This is a genomic window from Burkholderia sp. USMB20, from assembly GCF_000949135.2.
Taxonomy (GTDB): domain Bacteria; phylum Pseudomonadota; class Gammaproteobacteria; order Burkholderiales; family Burkholderiaceae; genus Burkholderia.
Genome location: NZ_JTAN02000019.1, coordinates 1 through 14207, shown reverse-complemented (window position 1 = coordinate 14207; position 14207 = coordinate 1). Strand labels below are relative to the sequence as shown.

The window sequence follows — 14207 nt, the reverse complement described above, 5'->3', positions numbered from 1 at the left end:
CGGCGGATCGTCGAAGTTGTTGCGGGTTGGCTCGGCGCGAACGGCGCGCGTCAGATCGACCCGAACAGCGCGCGCGGCCGGTCCTTCAGCGTGCCGGCAAGAATCCGCAGCCCGTTCACGAGCTCGTCGCGGGTCGCCGGACACGCGAGATTGATGCGCACGCCGTGCTCGATTTCCGCGCGATCCACCGCGAACGTCGACGACGGCATCACGATCACGCCGCGGGCCTTCGCGTTCGCGGCGAAGTCGTCGGCCCGCCACGGTGGCGGCAGCCGCAGCCACACGAACATGCATGCGGGATCCGACTTCAGGTGCCCGGCCGGCAGCAGTTCCCGCGCAAGATCGACGCGCGCGCGGATCTCCGCCAGCTGCGCGCTCATGATCCGCTCGGCGGTGCCGTTCTCGATCCACACCGTCGCGATCAGCATCGACGTCGGCGCGGGCATCCACGCGGTGGTGCGCACCGCTTCCGCGCACAGCGCGACGCTGTCGCGCGGGCAGCTCAGGTAGCCGAGGCGCAGCCCGGGCGCGAGGATCTTCGACGTCGCGCCGATATGGAACGTGAGCTCGGGACACAAGCCCGCGATCGCCGGCAGCCGGTCGCGCACGAGCGGCCCGTACACGTCGTCCTCGATGATCGTCACGTGATGGCGGCGCGCGACGTCGACGAGCGCCATGCGGCGCGCGAGGCTCATCGTCGTCACGGTCGGGTTCTGCAGGTTCGGCACGACGAAGATCGCCTTGACCGGCATGCGCTGGCAGATCCGCTCGATCTCGTCGGGCAGCAGGCCGTCGTCGTCGGCCGGCGCGCTGACGATCTCGAACTGGAACACCGGCGCGAGCGCCTTCAGGCCGTAATACGTGAGCCGGTCGGCGACGATCACGCCGTCGGTGCCGATCAGGCTGTTCAGCACCGCATAAAGCCCGTGCTGCGCGCCGCTCGTGACGACCACCTGGTCGCGCGACGGCGTGAAGCCCGGCGCGGCCAGCCACTGCGCGCCCGCGGCGCGCGCCCAGTCGGGGCCCTGCGGCGGCTGGTATTCCTGCAGCGACGCGAACCGCGGATCGGCCGGCAGCGTGCCGAACGTCTGCGCGAGGCACGCCAGAAACTCGCCGGTCGCCGGCCGGTTCACCGTCAGGTCGATCACCCCGTTGCCCGCCGCGAGCGACGCGCGGGCCGGCTCGATGCTCGGCATCGCGCCGCCGGTGACGAGCGACCCGCGCCGCTTGCTGCCGATCACGAGGCCGCGCAGCTGCAGCTCCTTGTACGCGCGCGACACGGTCGACACGTTGATGCCGAGCTCGGTCGCGAGCTGGCGCTGCGGCGGCAGGCGGCTGCCCGGGGGGTACATGCCGTTGCGGATTTCCGCCTCGATCGAACTCGATACCTCGACATAGGTCGGCCGCTTCGCCTGCGCCGGCGCGTCGCCGTCGCGCTCACCGGAAAATTTGTCTGCTGCCATTCGTCGCCTGTATCCACACAAAAAGCGTTTGTCTGCCGTTCAAGGCTGCTCAGCGATTGTATATGACATCCCCTTCCGGTCAAACGTCAGCCGAAAGGTCAGTCAAAACAGCCAGTTGAAATCGGGTAAACGCTAGCGCCATACAATCGCTTTTTGATTGCACACAAAAAATTACTGTGTGATTCTTTATCCCATCTTTGTGTGAATCACGCGTGCCGGAGGAGAGGCGACATGGCGAACATCGCCATCGTGGGTGCAGGTTTCATCGGACTCGGCGCGGCGGCCTGGCTGCAGCGCGACGGGCACCGCGTCACGCTGTTCGATCCGGCCGGCGTCGGCCATGGCGCGTCGTTCGGCAACGCCGCGACGTTCGCGCCGTATGGCTGCGTGCCCGTCAACGGCCCGTCCGTGTTCCGCGACATGCCGCACTTCCTGTTCGGCGCCGACAGCCCGCTGCGCATCCGCTGGCCTTACCTGCTGCGCGGCGCGCCGTGGCTCGCACGGTTCCTCGTCGCGTCGACGCCCGCGCATCACGCGCGCAGCGCGAGCGCGCTGGCCGCGCTGCTGACGCGCGCCGCCGACGGCTATGCGCCGTTGCTCGCGCCGTCGCGGCTCGCGGCATTCGTGCGGCCGCGCGAATGCCTGTATCTGTACGCACGGCAGGCGTCGTTCGACGCCGCGCAGCCGTCGCTCGCGCTGCGGCGCCGGCTCGGCGTGCCGTTCGACACGCTCGACGCGGACGCGATCCGCCGGCTCGAGCCCGCGCTCGCGCCGATCTTCACGCGCGGCGTGCTGTTCCACGGGAGCTGGCATTTCTCCGATCCCTGCGGGTTCCTCGGCGAACTGTTCGCGCACCTGGCAACCGGCGGCGCGACGCTCGAACGCGCGCAGGTCGAACGGATCGAGCCCGTCGGCGACGGCGTGAGCCTGCATGCGGGCGGCACCGTGCGCCGCTTCGATCATGTGGTGATTGCCGCCGGCGCCCGCTCGCGCGCATTCGCCGCCGCGTGCGGCGACACCGTGCCGCTCGACACCGAGCGCGGCTACCACGTGCAGTTCGCCGCGCACGAGCAGATCGTCACGCGGCCGGTCGGCTGGGCCGAGCGCGGGTTCTACATGACGCCGCTCGACGAAGGATTGCGCGCGGCCGGCACCGTCGAACTCGGCGGCTTCGACGCCGGCATGAACCGCTCGCTGGTCGCGCTGCTCACCCGCTCCGCGCGCGAGGCACTGCCATCGCTCGGCGCGCCGACGCGCAGCTGGCTCGGCTTTCGGCCCACGCTGCCGGACGGCGTACCCGTGATCGGCCGCGCGCGGCGCAGCGAGCGCGTGATCCACGCGTTCGGCCACCAGCATCTCGGCGTCACGCTCGCCGGCATCACCGGGCGGATCGTCGCCGATCTCGTCGCGCAACGTGCGCCGCCGCTGGATCTCACCCCCTACCGGGCCGCGCGATTCTGACGCGCGCCGCCACTTCCACCACTGCAAGGAGGCATCATGAATCGTCGTAACTGGCTGGCATGGCTGGCCGTCTGCTCGATCGGCACGGTCACCGCGTCCGCGCAGGCCGCGGACCCGGAAACCGTCAAGATCGGCTTCGCCGGCCCGCTGACGGGCCCGGTCGCGCGCGTCGGCAAGGACCTGCAATACGGCGCGCAGCTCGCGCTCGACGAGGAGAACGCGAAACACCCGACCATCGGCGGCAAGCCCGTGCGCTTCGTGCTCGACGTGCAGGACGACCAGGCCGATCCGCGCATCGCGATCCAGGTCGGCCAGAAGCTCGTCGACGACGGCGTGGTCGGCGTGGTCGGCCACTACAACTCGGGCTGCAGCATCCCCGCGTCGGCCGTCTACAAGCAGGCGAACGTCGCGATGATCACGCCCGGCTCGACCAATCCGCAACTGACGATGCAGGGCTTCAAGAACGTGTTCCGCACGATGGGGCACGACGGCGTCGGCGGCGTGGTCGCCGGACGCTTCGCGGTCGAGCAGCTGAAGGCCAGGCGGATCGGCATCATCGACGACCGCACCGCATTCGGCCAGGGGCTCGCGGACGCATTCGAGAAAGGTGTGAAGGACGCGCACGGCACCATCGTCGGCCGCGAATACACGAACGACAAGGCGGTCGATTTCCGCGGCATCCTGACCACGATGAAGAGCAACAACATCGACCTGCTGTTCTTCGGCGGCCTCGACGAACAGGGCGCGATGCTCGTCAAGCAGATGCGCTCGCTCGGCATCCGCGCGCAGCTGTTCGGCGCCGGCGCGCTGAAAAGCAATGCGTTCCTGAAGATCGCCGGCAATGCGGGCGAAGGTACGCAGGATCTCGAGCCGGGGCCGGCGCTCGACAAGCTGCCGTCGGCGATCGCGTTCGCGCAGCGCTACAAGGCGCGCTTCAACCAGGACGTCGAGCTGTATGCGCCGTTTGCGTATGACGCGGCGCTCGCGATGATCGCGGCGATCCGCAAGGCCGATTCGCTCGACCGCAGCAAGATCGTCGCGAGCCTGCCGGGCGTGTCGGTCACGGGCGTGACCGGGAAGATCTCGTTCGACGAGCGCGGCGACCTGATCAAGCCGCCCTACACGCTGTTCCGCGTCGAACAGGGGCAGTGGCACAGCATTCGCACGGTCGGCGGCGCGTCGAACTGATCGACGCCGAGCAGCGCGCGGCAGCCGGCGTCATCGCGCCGTCTGCTGCCGCTGCACCTCCTGCGCCTTCATCTGCAGATACGCGCCGCGCTCGACTTCGTGCAGTTGCTGCGGATACTGCTCGGTCGCGTCGAACCAGCGCGCGAGGCGCTGGTCGAGCGGCTTGTCGAGCGTCGCGAGATACGTGTCGATCGCGAGGTAGTAGCGCATCGTGTTGCGCTCCAGCAAGCCGCGCACGCCGCCGATGTATTGCGGCTGCGCAGCCGATGCGCCGCTCGCGGCCGTGAACCCGACCTTGTCGCTGCCGACCGTCGCGAGGTAGGTCTTCATCGCCATGCGGCCGACCGTGCCGAAGCCGTACGAATACGTGAGGTGCAGGAACGTGCGCGACGCGCCGACCGGCACGGCCTCCAGCGCGATCCGGTAATCCTTCGTGCCCATCGGGCCGCTGTCGGCGGTCAGGTCGACCTGGAAGTAGTCGGGCGTCGCGGCGGCCACGCGGTAGCGGAACTGCACGCGGTAGGTGTCCGACAGCTTCTGCTCGATCTTGCGGCCGAGGTTCACGTCGAGCACCGGGCCGTTGCCGCCTGTCGACGCGTGACAGTACTTCGTGTTCAGGTGCAGGATCAGCACCGCGCACCAGTTCGCGGGGCCTTGTGCGGGATCGTTCAGCTTGCCGTTCACGACGGCGAACGGATAGTCGACGACCGCGTAGATATCGCCCTTCAGCGATGAAGATGCCTCGGACGATTCGAGGTACAGCGGGCGGTGGAACGGGTTGTTCTTCAGTTGCTCGCCGAGGCTGTGGTAACGGTCGAGCAGGGCCACCGCGCCGTCGGCGCCGTCCGCGCCGAACGACAGCGCGCTCCAGCCGACGCATAGCGCCGCGACGAGCGCGTGCCAGGCGCGGCGGGCGTAGCGCGGGGCTTGCGGGTATGTGGATGTCTCCATTCTTGTGCTCCAGCGGGGGCGCGGGGGAAGCGCGCATGGTTCACAGAATACGCCGACCGCTATCGGCTCCGCTTCACCGGCACCGGCAGTTGCGCGGCCGTGATCCGGATCAGCGTCGACAGCCATTCGCGGTCGTCCCAGCGCTCTCCTCCGATGACAAGATGTGGCTTCGCCGACGGATACGGCGGACCTTCCTCGCACGCACCGAGAAACGCACGCCCGTCGGGCGTCGGCTTGACGAACAACCGGTCGTCGCACACCAGCGCGACCATCTTGCCGTCGCAGTAGATGCCATATTCGCCGAACATCTTGCGGGCCGACACGGCGCCCGCCGCAGCCATCTGCTCAACGATGAAATCGACGGTTCCCTGACTCGATGCCATTCATGCGCTCCGTGATCGAATAACCGTTCTGACCGTCACCGATGCGGTGTCGTTCCGTTCAATCGTCGCGCAATCGCTCGTGCACCGTGCTCCCCCTGCTCCCCAGCTCATTTGTCAGCCGAAAACGCACTCGACATCTGCCGCGCCCGCTTCACGTCGTCCCCATGCAGATAAATCGACGTCGTCGAGATCGACGCATGCCGCAGGTTGTCGCGCACCGTCGTCAGCTCCGCGCCGCGCGCGAGCGCATGCGTCGCGTGCGTATGGCGCATCCAGTGCGGGCTGGCCTGCCGCAGCTTCTGCGCGAGCGCAGGATTGTCGTCATCGACGAGCGCGGCCGTCTGCGCGAAGAACCGCTGCATCACCTTCCACAGCCGCACGCTCGTGATGCCGGCCGCGCCGTCTTCCGCGAGGCTCGGAATCAGCGGCGTATCCGGGCGCCAGCGCACCGGCGTCACCGGCAGCCGCCGCGCGACCAGATGCCGGTCGAGCGCCGTGCGCGCGAGCGGCGGCAGCGCGACACGCGCGGCCTTGCTGCCTTTGCCGATCACCTTCAGCCATGCATCGCCGTGCGCGTCCGTTTCGATGTCGCCGAGCGTCGCGCCGACCAGCTCGCTCGCACGCAGCCCGGTCGCATAGCCGAAGTCGAGGATGAAGCGCAGCCGTTGCGCGGCGGCCGGCGTCCAGCCGGACTGCGGCGCGCCGGACGGTTTGTCCTTGCGAAACTCGAGCCCGTCCGCGATCGTGCGCACGAGCAGCCACTCGCCTTCGGTGAACGCATGCGACGTGTCGAGCGCATTCGCGCCGCGCGTGTCGCGCACCTTGACGCCCGCGAACGGATTCGCGAGCAGGTAGCGCTGCTCGATCAGCCAGCGGAACAGCGCGCCGAGCACCGACAGCGTGTACGCGGCCGAGCGCGCGGACAGCCCGCCCGAAAACGGCCGCCAGTCCGGCGCGCCGCGCGGCCGCACCGGCCCGACCCAGCGCTCGTGCGGCGCCGGGTTGCGCAGGAACGCGCGATACGCGACCGCATCCTCGGTGGTCAGCGACGACAGCGCGCGCCCGCGCTCGACGATCGCCCACAGGATCAGCCGCTCGGCTTCCTTCCGGTACGCGCGGCGCGTCGCGGCCGATTCGTGCAGCGACAGCCACGCGTGCACGGCCGCGTAATCGTTGTCCGCGTCGAGCGTGCTGGTTGCGCGCGGCGCGCGGAACGTGCCGTTCGATCCGTCGACTTCGTGCGGCAGCTTCAGCTGCTCCCACGGCACGATGCCGCTGCGCGGCGTGGCCGCGATCAGCGCGCGCGCCCGCTCGGTCAGGTCGGGATGCGCGGAAAAGAACGCCTCGATATGCCGCGCGCTCGCCATGCCGAGCCCCGCGATCGCGCGCCACCACTGACGCCGTCGCGGAATCCGCACGGTCAGGTCGGCCAGCGTCGCAATCCCGTGCGCACGCAGTGCGACGACGGCGCGCGCCGGCAGCCACAAGCCGACGTCGTCGCTGATCTGCGGCACCGGCGCGCGCGCATGGCGCAGCACGCCGATCGCATCGGTCGCGGCCTTCGCCATCTGGATGCGCGCGCTGTCGGCATGACCGAGCTGCTCCGCGAGGTCGGGTCGCCCGACCTGCCGCGCGACGCGCACGAGGCGGCGGCGAATCCCGCCGATCACGCCGCGCGCCGAGCGCCCTTCGCCGAGACGATCGGGCAGATAGCGCTCGACGGCCTGACGCACGGTCATGCCCGCATACCACGCTCGCAGCGCGGCCAGTTCGTCGGCGTCGGGAAAACCTGCGGGCGCAGGCGCGGAATCGGAGGAAGGCGGTGAGGCGAGGCGCGGTGTCATGGGCGCCAGTTTGACAGAACCGCCGACGCTCGAAAACGCCTCGAGCGCTGCGAGACACGCGCGCGATGCCGGGGTCTGCGGCTTCGCGCGGCAACGGTCAGCCTGTCACAGGCATGCGCCGCATGGACAGAACCGACGCCGGCCGCGCGTCACCCCTCGCCCTTCGGCCCCGGGTTGAGCATCACGACAAAGCAGGCCACGCCGACGATCAACGCGATCGCGCCGCCGCGCAGCGCGATCGTCGCGTCGAACAGCAGCCCGGTCACGACGGCCATCATCCCCGCGAGCGACACGAACACGGCGATCGCCGCGACGACGATCCGGTACTGGCGACGTATCATCGCGCGCTCGCGTCAGGCTGCCGCGGCGGACGCCGGCTCGCCGGCATCATCGCCGCGAATCAGCAGCACCGGGCACTTCGCACCGCGCACGAAGCGTTCGGCGACGCTCCCGAGCAGCACGCGCCGGATGCCGCGCCGCCCGTGCGTGCCGACCACCGCGAGGTCGATCCCGCGCTCCGTCACGTAACGCTGCAGGCGTTCCGCGACGTCCTCGCCGATGCTCTCGGTTTCGACGAGCTCGGCCTCGCCCTTCGCGCCGGCCAGTGCGATGATCTGTTCGGCTTCACGCAGCACCTTGCGCCCGTCGTCGCGGATTTCCTCGATGAGCGCGTGCGGGTCGAAACGGCCCGCGTACGTGAACAGCACCGACTTGTCGACCACATAGACGGCGCTGACGTGCGTGTCGCCCGCCAGTGCCACCTTCACTGCCTCGGCAAGCGCCTGTTTCGACGAAGCGCTGCCGTCGACGGCCACCATGATCTTCTTGTACATGCGAACCTCGCTGGGGTGAGTTGCCGGGCGCGGTCGCGCGCGGCCATGTGCCCATCATCGGCGGACGGCCGGTTCGAAGGTTGACGGCGATCAAGATTCCCCCGACAGCGGGTCGTGCGGCAAAGCGCCACGCGGAGCAGCCGGGGCGCCGTCCCGGTGGCCGAACCGGGCTGCCGAGCGGCCATGCCGCCGAAGGCGCTATCATCGACGTTACGACCTTCGTCCGGCCCTTTTTTGCCGGCTCACTTTCAACTCGCTCAACCGACATGACAACGACTACCGAACGCGTGGACGGCGCCGCCCAGCATCTCGTCGCCGCCCGCCATGCCGGCGTGCCCGGCCCGCTGCTGCCCGACGCCTTGCGCCCCGAGAACGTCGATACCGCACTCGCGATCCAGCATCGCGTCGCCGACCTGCTCGGCGAATCCATCGGCGGATGGAAATGCGCGCTGCCGCCGCCCGACCGCGTGATCGTCGCGCCGATCTTCGCGTCGACGATCCGCGCAGCCGATGCGCCGTACCGCGTCGTCGGCGGCCCGATCGTGCGGATCGAGCCGGAAATCGCGTTCGTGCTCGATCGCGACCTGCCCGCCCGCGCGCAGCCGTACGACGAGCACGACGTGCGCGGCGCGATCCGCGAAGTGCGCATCGTGCTCGAGGTGCTGGGTTGCCGCTATGCGGAGCCCGCGCGCGCATCGAAGTTCGAACTGCTCGCCGACGGGCAGTTCAACCAGGGATTGTGCGTGGGTCCCGTCGTGCCCGACGGATTGAACGTGCCGCTCGAGACGCTCGCGCTGTCGTTCGAGGGTGCGCTGAATCGCACGATCGACGGCCGTCATCCGGACGGCGATCCGCTCAAGCCGCTGGTATGGCTGGTCAATTTCCTCGCATCGCGCGGCGACGGCGCGCGGGCCGGCCAGATCGTGACGACCGGTTCGTATGCGGGTGCGATCGACGTGCCGCTCGGCGATGCGCTGACGGTGCGCTTCGGTGAACTCGGCAGCCTGTCGGTGACGCTGACGGCTTGACGGGCTGACGGCCTGACGTTCAGCGGCGGGCGCGGCTCGCGACGAACGCGGCGCCCGCCCCGCCTGCCGACGCTGCGTGATACCGTTGCACAACGCCCGTCACGCTTGAACCGCGTGCCTTTCCGTCATTCGCCATGCCGCCGACACCGTTGCCCGCCCTGCTGGACGAAGTCCTGCGCACCGTCGATCGCCGCTACCGGTTGCCGCCGCTCGTGCATGCGCCGTCGCTGGCCGACGCCGCGAACCCGGCCGTCGTCATCGCCGTCGCGATCGAGGAAGCGCGCCGGATGCAGGCCGACGGCCGCACGCCCGACCCCGCATTGCAACGCCGCTTCATCGATGCGCTCGCGCGGATGATCGGCGACGCGATGGACCCGCAATCCGGCGACCCCGCCTTCCAGGCCGCGGTGCTTCGGCATCGCGCGGCGGCCGTGCGCGAATACGCTTCGCTCGCCGCGCATGCCGAGCAGGACCGGCGCGCGCTGCGCTCGGCCGTCAACACGATCGCGCATCCGGCCCGGCTCGAACGGCATGCGCAGGCATGGCAACGCGAGCCGCTCGCGCGGCTGCATGCGGCCGCGGCCGGCGCGTCGTGGGATGATCTCGACGCCGCGCTGCGGCAGCTGCTCGCGCGGCCGGAGATGGCGACCGACACCGCGTTCGAACAGGACGTCGCCAGACTGAAGGACAGCGCCGCGCTCGGGCGGCTGCGGCGTCTCGATGCGCTGGCGCCGGATCCGGACGTCCGGCTGTACCGCACGCTGTGGAGCCGCCAGGGTCCGCTCGAAGGCAGCGCGCTCGCCGTCGCGCAAGGTGTCACGTCGCAACAGCGGGGCGCGGCCGTCGAGGCGCTGGCCGCGCAGGCGCTCGACGCCCTGGCCGCGCAGCTCGACGCGAGCGATGCGCAGCGCACGTATCGCGTGGTCACGTCGATGCGCGTGCCGGCCTCGATACCGGCCAAGCACGACCGCGCGAAAACCGAGTGGGATGCGGTGCTGCTCGCTCGCGCGCGCGGCGACGATCCGTCGGCCGCGTGGCACGTCGTGTTTCTCGTCGAAGCGAAAGCGTCCGCGGATGCCGCGACGACCGATCTGCCGCGCCTGCTGCGCGGCCTGAGCCTGCTCGCGCAAGCCGATCCGGACACCGTCTATGCGTTCGACACGCGCGAAGGCACGGTACGCCTGCACGGCGCGTCGCTGCGCGCGCTGACGATCGACGACGCGGCATTGCAGCGCGAAGTGCTGTACTGCTGCGATGCGTCGGCAGACCCGGCGCCGCGCCTGCTGGGTGCCGCAAGCCGGATGCAGTTGCTGTCGGCGCCGGCGAGCCTCGAATACGCGAGCGCGCTCGCGCAATGCACGGATGCCGATCACCACGGCCTCGGCGCCGTCTGGCAAGCGCTGCTGGAACTGCCGTCATGGCGCACGGTGCTGCACCAGTACGAATCGCTGCGGCAGGTTCGGGCGCTGATGGTGGGCGTCGACGATCTGATGGCCGCGATCGAAGGCGACATGGGCGACAGCGCTGCGAACGAGGCGTGACGTGCGAGCGCGAATGGCACGAATGGCGCGACTTCCGCGTTGAATCGTCACGCGTGATCCGCTCAGTTGTTGAGTACCCCGAACGGTAGCGTCCACCCCTTCAGTCGCCCGCCGTCTCCCCAGCGGCTGTCATCGTCCGCGCCGAACGGCAGCAGAACCGGCGCCGCCGCGCATGCCGGCGTTTCCTTCGGCGTATGGCCGAACTCGGCCTTGAACAGCCGATGGAAGTACTTCTCGTCCGGAAAGCCGTGCGCCCATGCAATCTCCGCGATGCGCTGGTGCCGGCGCTGCGGATCGCCGAGCACGTGGTACGCGTGACGCAGCCGCCTGCGCGTGATCTGCCGCATCACGCCGCCCTCTTCCTTGAACAGCTGATAAAGCCGCGCCCGCGACACGCCGATGTCCCGGCAGATCCGCTCGGGTGCGAGGTCGGGCTCCAGCAGGTGCGCGTCGATATAGCGCCGCACGCGCTCGATCAGCGCGGTGTCGATCGGGCCGCGCGCCTCGTCGAACGCCTGTGCGCTCGGGGCGACGGCCGCGCTCATGAGCAGCAGCAACGATTGCACGACGCTCGGCAATTCGTGCGTGCGCAGGTTCGGCAGGTTGCGGTGCAGCGACAGCATCTGGTCGCCGAGCAGCCGCCCGACACCGCTCGCCAGCGTCTGCCCGTGCGCGTTCGCCGCATGGGGCGGCAGCAGATAGCGCGGCACCACGAGGCTGATCACGTCGCCGGCCTCGACCCGGCAATCGTTGACCTGCGCGACGTCATAGACGAACAGGTCGCCCGCGCGCTTGACCAGTTCCGGCCCGCCTGTGCGGCACGTAAGATGCCCGCCCAGCAGCAGCGTGAAGCGGACCGAATCCTGGCCGTCGAGCCGGATCCGCCGCGTCGTGCGGTGCACCGAGTAGGTCGGCGCGCGCGACCGCCAGCATCGGCTCGAGAAGATCAGCGGGCCGAGCGCCGCGCCGGTCGCTTCCGCGTTGAACGCGCCGTAGTCGCCGAGGTCGTCCAGCCGGTAGTCGCAGAGCATGTCCTTGACCCACACGTGGAATCGGTCCCGCACCGGATAGTCGGTGGTACGAAACTTGAAGACGGGGATGGCATCCGCTTGATCCATGGCAGTTTTCATTCGAGCCGACAGGAAAGGAAGGGATCGGTTCGTCGATTATCGGACCAAAATGCGGCGGTGGACAGCGGGTTCGTCGCAGTGCCCGCCGCGCCGTCGATCGACATGCGCGCGGCGGGCAGCGCGGGCGTCAGCGACGCGGATGGCATTCCCAGTCGTTGTACGTCGGCCGGTCGATCGGCGTGAGGCCGGGAATCATGAACACGGTGCAGGTGAAGCGCCGCCCCTTGCCGGTGGTCGCGTCGTAACTCACCTGCTGGCCGCCGAGCCCGTTCTTCTTCCCGTACTGCACGTTGGCGATCGTGATTTCGTCCGACGACGCAAGGCCGATCGTCTTCGCGGTCGATGTCTGCACGTCGGTCATGTTCATCTGCGTCGTGCCGCAACCGGCCAGCGCGAGGCCGGCGGCCGCGGCGCCCAGCGCGGTCCGTACGGTGCAAAGCAAGGTCTTCTTCATGGCTTCTCCTTCGGTTTCCCGCGCAACGCGATCACGAGCCCGGGGTATAGAAACTGGACTGCAGCTGGCTGCCGATACTCGCGACGTACGATTGCCAGAGGAGTGCCATCGACCCCGTCGCGTTGACGGCCAGCGCCGGCCACGATGCGCTCTGTGCCGCCACCGTCGACGCGCTCCACGCCCCGTCCCGGTAGCGGGCCGCGATGACGGCCGACGCGCCCGGCAAGCCCGTGTCCTGCCATGCGACCGTCACGTGGCCCGCCGCGTCGATCACCAGCGGCGGGTACTGGGCGGCCGCCCCGTTCAGGTGTTCCGTCAGCCGCTGCAGCGGCCCCCAGTTTCCGCCGGCATCGGACACGCTCGCCTGCAGCACCGCGCCGCCCTCCGCCCACATCACGGCCGCGATGCCGTTGTCGTTGACGGTCAGCATCGGCGTCGCGATGAAGCCGGTCGGCTCAGTGATCGCCGGCGCCACCGGCGCGGCCGGCTGCCACCCGGTGCCGGCGACGAAGCGTTGCGCCATCGTGGTCGTCTCGAGATGCCCGCCGGTCACGTCGAGCTGCCCCCACACCAGCGTGATGTTGCCCTTCGCGTCCATGCCGGCCGCCGGCGAGATGATCGTCGTAAACAAGCTCGTGTTCGACACGGCCTGGTTGACGTCGGTCCAGCCGTTGGTCGGGTCGTACGTGGCCGTCCACAGCGCCGAATGCGTATGGTTGGTCTGCCGCCACGCGAGCACCGCGCGGCCGGACGACAGGACCGACATCATCGGCCTCACGTTGTCCGTATCGCCGGTCACCGCACCCGGCCCGGTCTGCACCGGCATCTGGATCAGCGCCGTGGGCGACCACTGTCCCGCCTGCGCATAGCGCGTCCAGGCGATGCGCGTATCGAGCAGGCTGATCGACTGCGTCCAGGCGACGAGCGCGTTGCCCTGGCTGTCGATCCCGGCCGTATAGGACGACCCACTCATGTCCGCTGCCAGTTCGGACGCCGTGCCCCAGCCGGCGCCCGGGCTGTACGGGCGCGCCCACAATGCGTACGTGTTGGGGCCCGGCATCCATTCGGTCCAGAACGCGACCGCCTGGCCGCTCGCATTGCCGACCAGCTGCGGCGGAACGCCGGTCAACCCGTTCATCGAATGCGTACCGTCGCTCGTGTCGAGCCGCGTCGCGCTTTGCCAGCCCGAACCGGGGACATAGCGCGCGCCCCACATTTTGTTGCCGTACGGACTGGCCGGGTCGACGGTCATCCAGGTGGCGAGCGCATTGCCGCTCGCGTCGATCGTCACGCTGGGGTCGCCTTCCGGCCCCTTGCCGTCCACCGCGACGGCCGTCGACCAGCCGGCCTGCGGCTGCGTGGTTCCGCCGCCGGTCGGCCCGCCATTCGAGCCGCCGTTCGAGCCGCCGCCGGGCGATGTCGTGCCTGAAGGTGATCCGGGAGAGGTCGGTGTCGACTGCGACGCACCGCTCTTGGTCGAGACGTCGTCGCCGCCGCATGCGGTCAACGCGAGAACGACGGCCATGGCCGTCCAGGTAACGGGTTTCATCACAATCCTCTTGTTCTGGATTGACGGCATGTGCTTGCCCGTGCAGCAGGTCGAACCTGCCGCGCATATTGATAAGCAGTGCCATTCAATGGATATGGAATGCCGCGCTTTCGTCGAGCCTCGCCCGGTTCGATCGCGCGGACGGCCTTTGCTTCCGGTACGGACGACGGCTTGCGTACTGCCTCTGTCGCCCAGCACCGGACACCCCGAAGTGCCGGCTGCATCTTAATTCATACGATCCGGAATCAAGGTGGGGTTGCGTCTACAGTGAGTGGAGATGCATTTCGCCGGGTGTCGGCACGCGCATGAGCCGGTGGTGCGCGGATGCGGATTGCCGCGCCAGCCGCGGGGTGCGGGGTGCGGGGTGCGGGGTGCGGGGTCC

The 14207-nt window shown here is 69.5% G+C and carries 13 protein-coding genes; 4 read left to right on the top strand and 9 right to left on the bottom strand.

The window, feature by feature from the left end; all coding sequences use genetic code 11:
• Positions 1 to 50 precede the first annotated feature (50 nt).
• Entirely contained in the window at positions 51 to 1463 is a 1413-nt protein-coding gene (locus PL79_RS24545) for an aminotransferase-like domain-containing protein (protein WP_044848130.1), read from the bottom strand.
• A gap of 231 nt (positions 1464 to 1694) precedes the next feature.
• Here PL79_RS24545 and PL79_RS24540 point away from each other — a divergent pair, with 231 nt between their 5' ends.
• Both PL79_RS24540 and PL79_RS24535 read left to right on the top strand, forming a co-directional pair.
• Complete coding sequence (locus tag PL79_RS24540) at positions 1695 to 2924, top strand: NAD(P)/FAD-dependent oxidoreductase (protein ID WP_044848129.1); 1230 nt, start codon at positions 1695 to 1697, stop codon at positions 2922 to 2924.
• A gap of 36 nt (positions 2925 to 2960) precedes the next feature.
• A complete protein-coding gene (locus PL79_RS24535; RefSeq protein WP_044848128.1) occupies positions 2961 to 4112 on the top strand; it encodes a branched-chain amino acid ABC transporter substrate-binding protein in 1152 nt (383 codons plus the stop codon).
• Positions 4113 to 4142: 30 nt separating this feature from the next.
• Here the strand turns inward: PL79_RS24535 and PL79_RS24530 are convergent, their stop codons facing one another.
• The 5 genes from PL79_RS24530 to PL79_RS24510 form a co-directional block, all read right to left on the bottom strand.
• Positions 4143 to 5063 carry a hypothetical protein gene (locus tag PL79_RS24530; RefSeq protein WP_044848127.1) on the bottom strand — a complete coding sequence of 307 codons (921 nt, stop codon included), beginning with the start codon at positions 5061 to 5063 and terminating at the stop codon, positions 4143 to 4145.
• A gap of 59 nt (positions 5064 to 5122) precedes the next feature.
• A complete protein-coding gene (locus PL79_RS24525) occupies positions 5123 to 5446 on the bottom strand; it encodes a TfoX/Sxy family protein (RefSeq protein ID WP_044848126.1) in 324 nt (107 codons plus the stop codon).
• Between the two features lie 107 nt (positions 5447 to 5553).
• The gene (locus PL79_RS24520) at positions 5554 to 7290 is read right to left on the bottom strand and encodes a site-specific integrase (protein ID WP_044848125.1); all 1737 of its coding nucleotides are present in this window, start codon (positions 7288 to 7290) and stop codon (positions 5554 to 5556) included.
• 149 nt (positions 7291 to 7439) lie between these two features.
• A complete protein-coding gene (locus PL79_RS24515; protein ID WP_044848124.1) occupies positions 7440 to 7631 on the bottom strand; it encodes a DUF2964 family protein in 192 nt (63 codons plus the stop codon).
• A 12-nt stretch (positions 7632 to 7643) separates the two neighbouring features.
• The gene (locus PL79_RS24510) at positions 7644 to 8123 is read right to left on the bottom strand and encodes a universal stress protein (RefSeq protein ID WP_044848123.1); all 480 of its coding nucleotides are present in this window, start codon (positions 8121 to 8123) and stop codon (positions 7644 to 7646) included.
• A 266-nt stretch (positions 8124 to 8389) separates the two neighbouring features.
• On the opposite strand from PL79_RS24510, the gene PL79_RS24505 reads away from it, so the two are divergent.
• Together PL79_RS24505 and PL79_RS24500 are read left to right on the top strand one after the other, a co-directional pair.
• Positions 8390 to 9151: a 2-keto-4-pentenoate hydratase gene (locus tag PL79_RS24505; RefSeq protein ID WP_044848122.1), complete on the top strand. Its 762-nt coding sequence runs from the start codon at positions 8390 to 8392 to the stop codon at positions 9149 to 9151.
• Positions 9152 to 9285: 134 nt separating this feature from the next.
• Entirely contained in the window at positions 9286 to 10692 is a 1407-nt protein-coding gene (locus PL79_RS24500) for a hypothetical protein (RefSeq protein WP_044848121.1), read from the top strand.
• A 62-nt stretch (positions 10693 to 10754) separates the two neighbouring features.
• Here the strand turns inward: PL79_RS24500 and PL79_RS24495 are convergent, their stop codons facing one another.
• From PL79_RS24495 to PL79_RS24485, 3 genes are all read right to left on the bottom strand, one after another.
• Entirely contained in the window at positions 10755 to 11810 is a 1056-nt protein-coding gene (locus PL79_RS24495) for a helix-turn-helix domain-containing protein (RefSeq protein ID WP_044848120.1), read from the bottom strand.
• Positions 11811 to 11949: 139 nt separating this feature from the next.
• Positions 11950 to 12276 (bottom strand): hypothetical protein, encoded by a 327-nt coding sequence (locus PL79_RS24490; protein ID WP_044848119.1) that lies wholly within the window; start codon positions 12274 to 12276, stop codon positions 11950 to 11952.
• Positions 12277 to 12307: 31 nt separating this feature from the next.
• On the bottom strand, positions 12308 to 13825 hold the full coding sequence (locus PL79_RS24485; protein ID WP_044848118.1) for a hypothetical protein: 1518 nt from the start codon (positions 13823 to 13825) through the stop codon (positions 12308 to 12310).
• Positions 13826 to 14207: the final 382 nt, after the last annotated feature.

Coding starts and splice junctions, on each gene's coding strand:
- PL79_RS24525 (WP_044848126.1), bottom strand. CDS start 5,446: ATGGCATCGAGTCAGGGAACCGTCGATTTCATCGTTGAGCAGATGGCT.
- PL79_RS24500 (WP_044848121.1), top strand. CDS start 9,286: ATGCCGCCGACACCGTTGCCCGCCCTGCTGGACGAAGTCCTGCGCACC.
- PL79_RS24510 (WP_044848123.1), bottom strand. CDS start 8,123: ATGTACAAGAAGATCATGGTGGCCGTCGACGGCAGCGCTTCGTCGAAA.
- PL79_RS24545 (WP_044848130.1), bottom strand. CDS start 1,463: ATGGCAGCAGACAAATTTTCCGGTGAGCGCGACGGCGACGCGCCGGCG.
- PL79_RS24490 (WP_044848119.1), bottom strand. CDS start 12,276: ATGAAGAAGACCTTGCTTTGCACCGTACGGACCGCGCTGGGCGCCGCG.
- PL79_RS24535 (WP_044848128.1), top strand. CDS start 2,961: ATGAATCGTCGTAACTGGCTGGCATGGCTGGCCGTCTGCTCGATCGGC.
- PL79_RS24485 (WP_044848118.1), bottom strand. CDS start 13,825: ATGAAACCCGTTACCTGGACGGCCATGGCCGTCGTTCTCGCGTTGACC.
- PL79_RS24520 (WP_044848125.1), bottom strand. CDS start 7,290: ATGACACCGCGCCTCGCCTCACCGCCTTCCTCCGATTCCGCGCCTGCG.
- PL79_RS24505 (WP_044848122.1), top strand. CDS start 8,390: ATGACAACGACTACCGAACGCGTGGACGGCGCCGCCCAGCATCTCGTC.
- PL79_RS24530 (WP_044848127.1), bottom strand. CDS start 5,063: ATGGAGACATCCACATACCCGCAAGCCCCGCGCTACGCCCGCCGCGCC.
- PL79_RS24515 (WP_044848124.1), bottom strand. CDS start 7,631: ATGATACGTCGCCAGTACCGGATCGTCGTCGCGGCGATCGCCGTGTTC.
- PL79_RS24540 (WP_044848129.1), top strand. CDS start 1,695: ATGGCGAACATCGCCATCGTGGGTGCAGGTTTCATCGGACTCGGCGCG.
- PL79_RS24495 (WP_044848120.1), bottom strand. CDS start 11,810: ATGGATCAAGCGGATGCCATCCCCGTCTTCAAGTTTCGTACCACCGAC.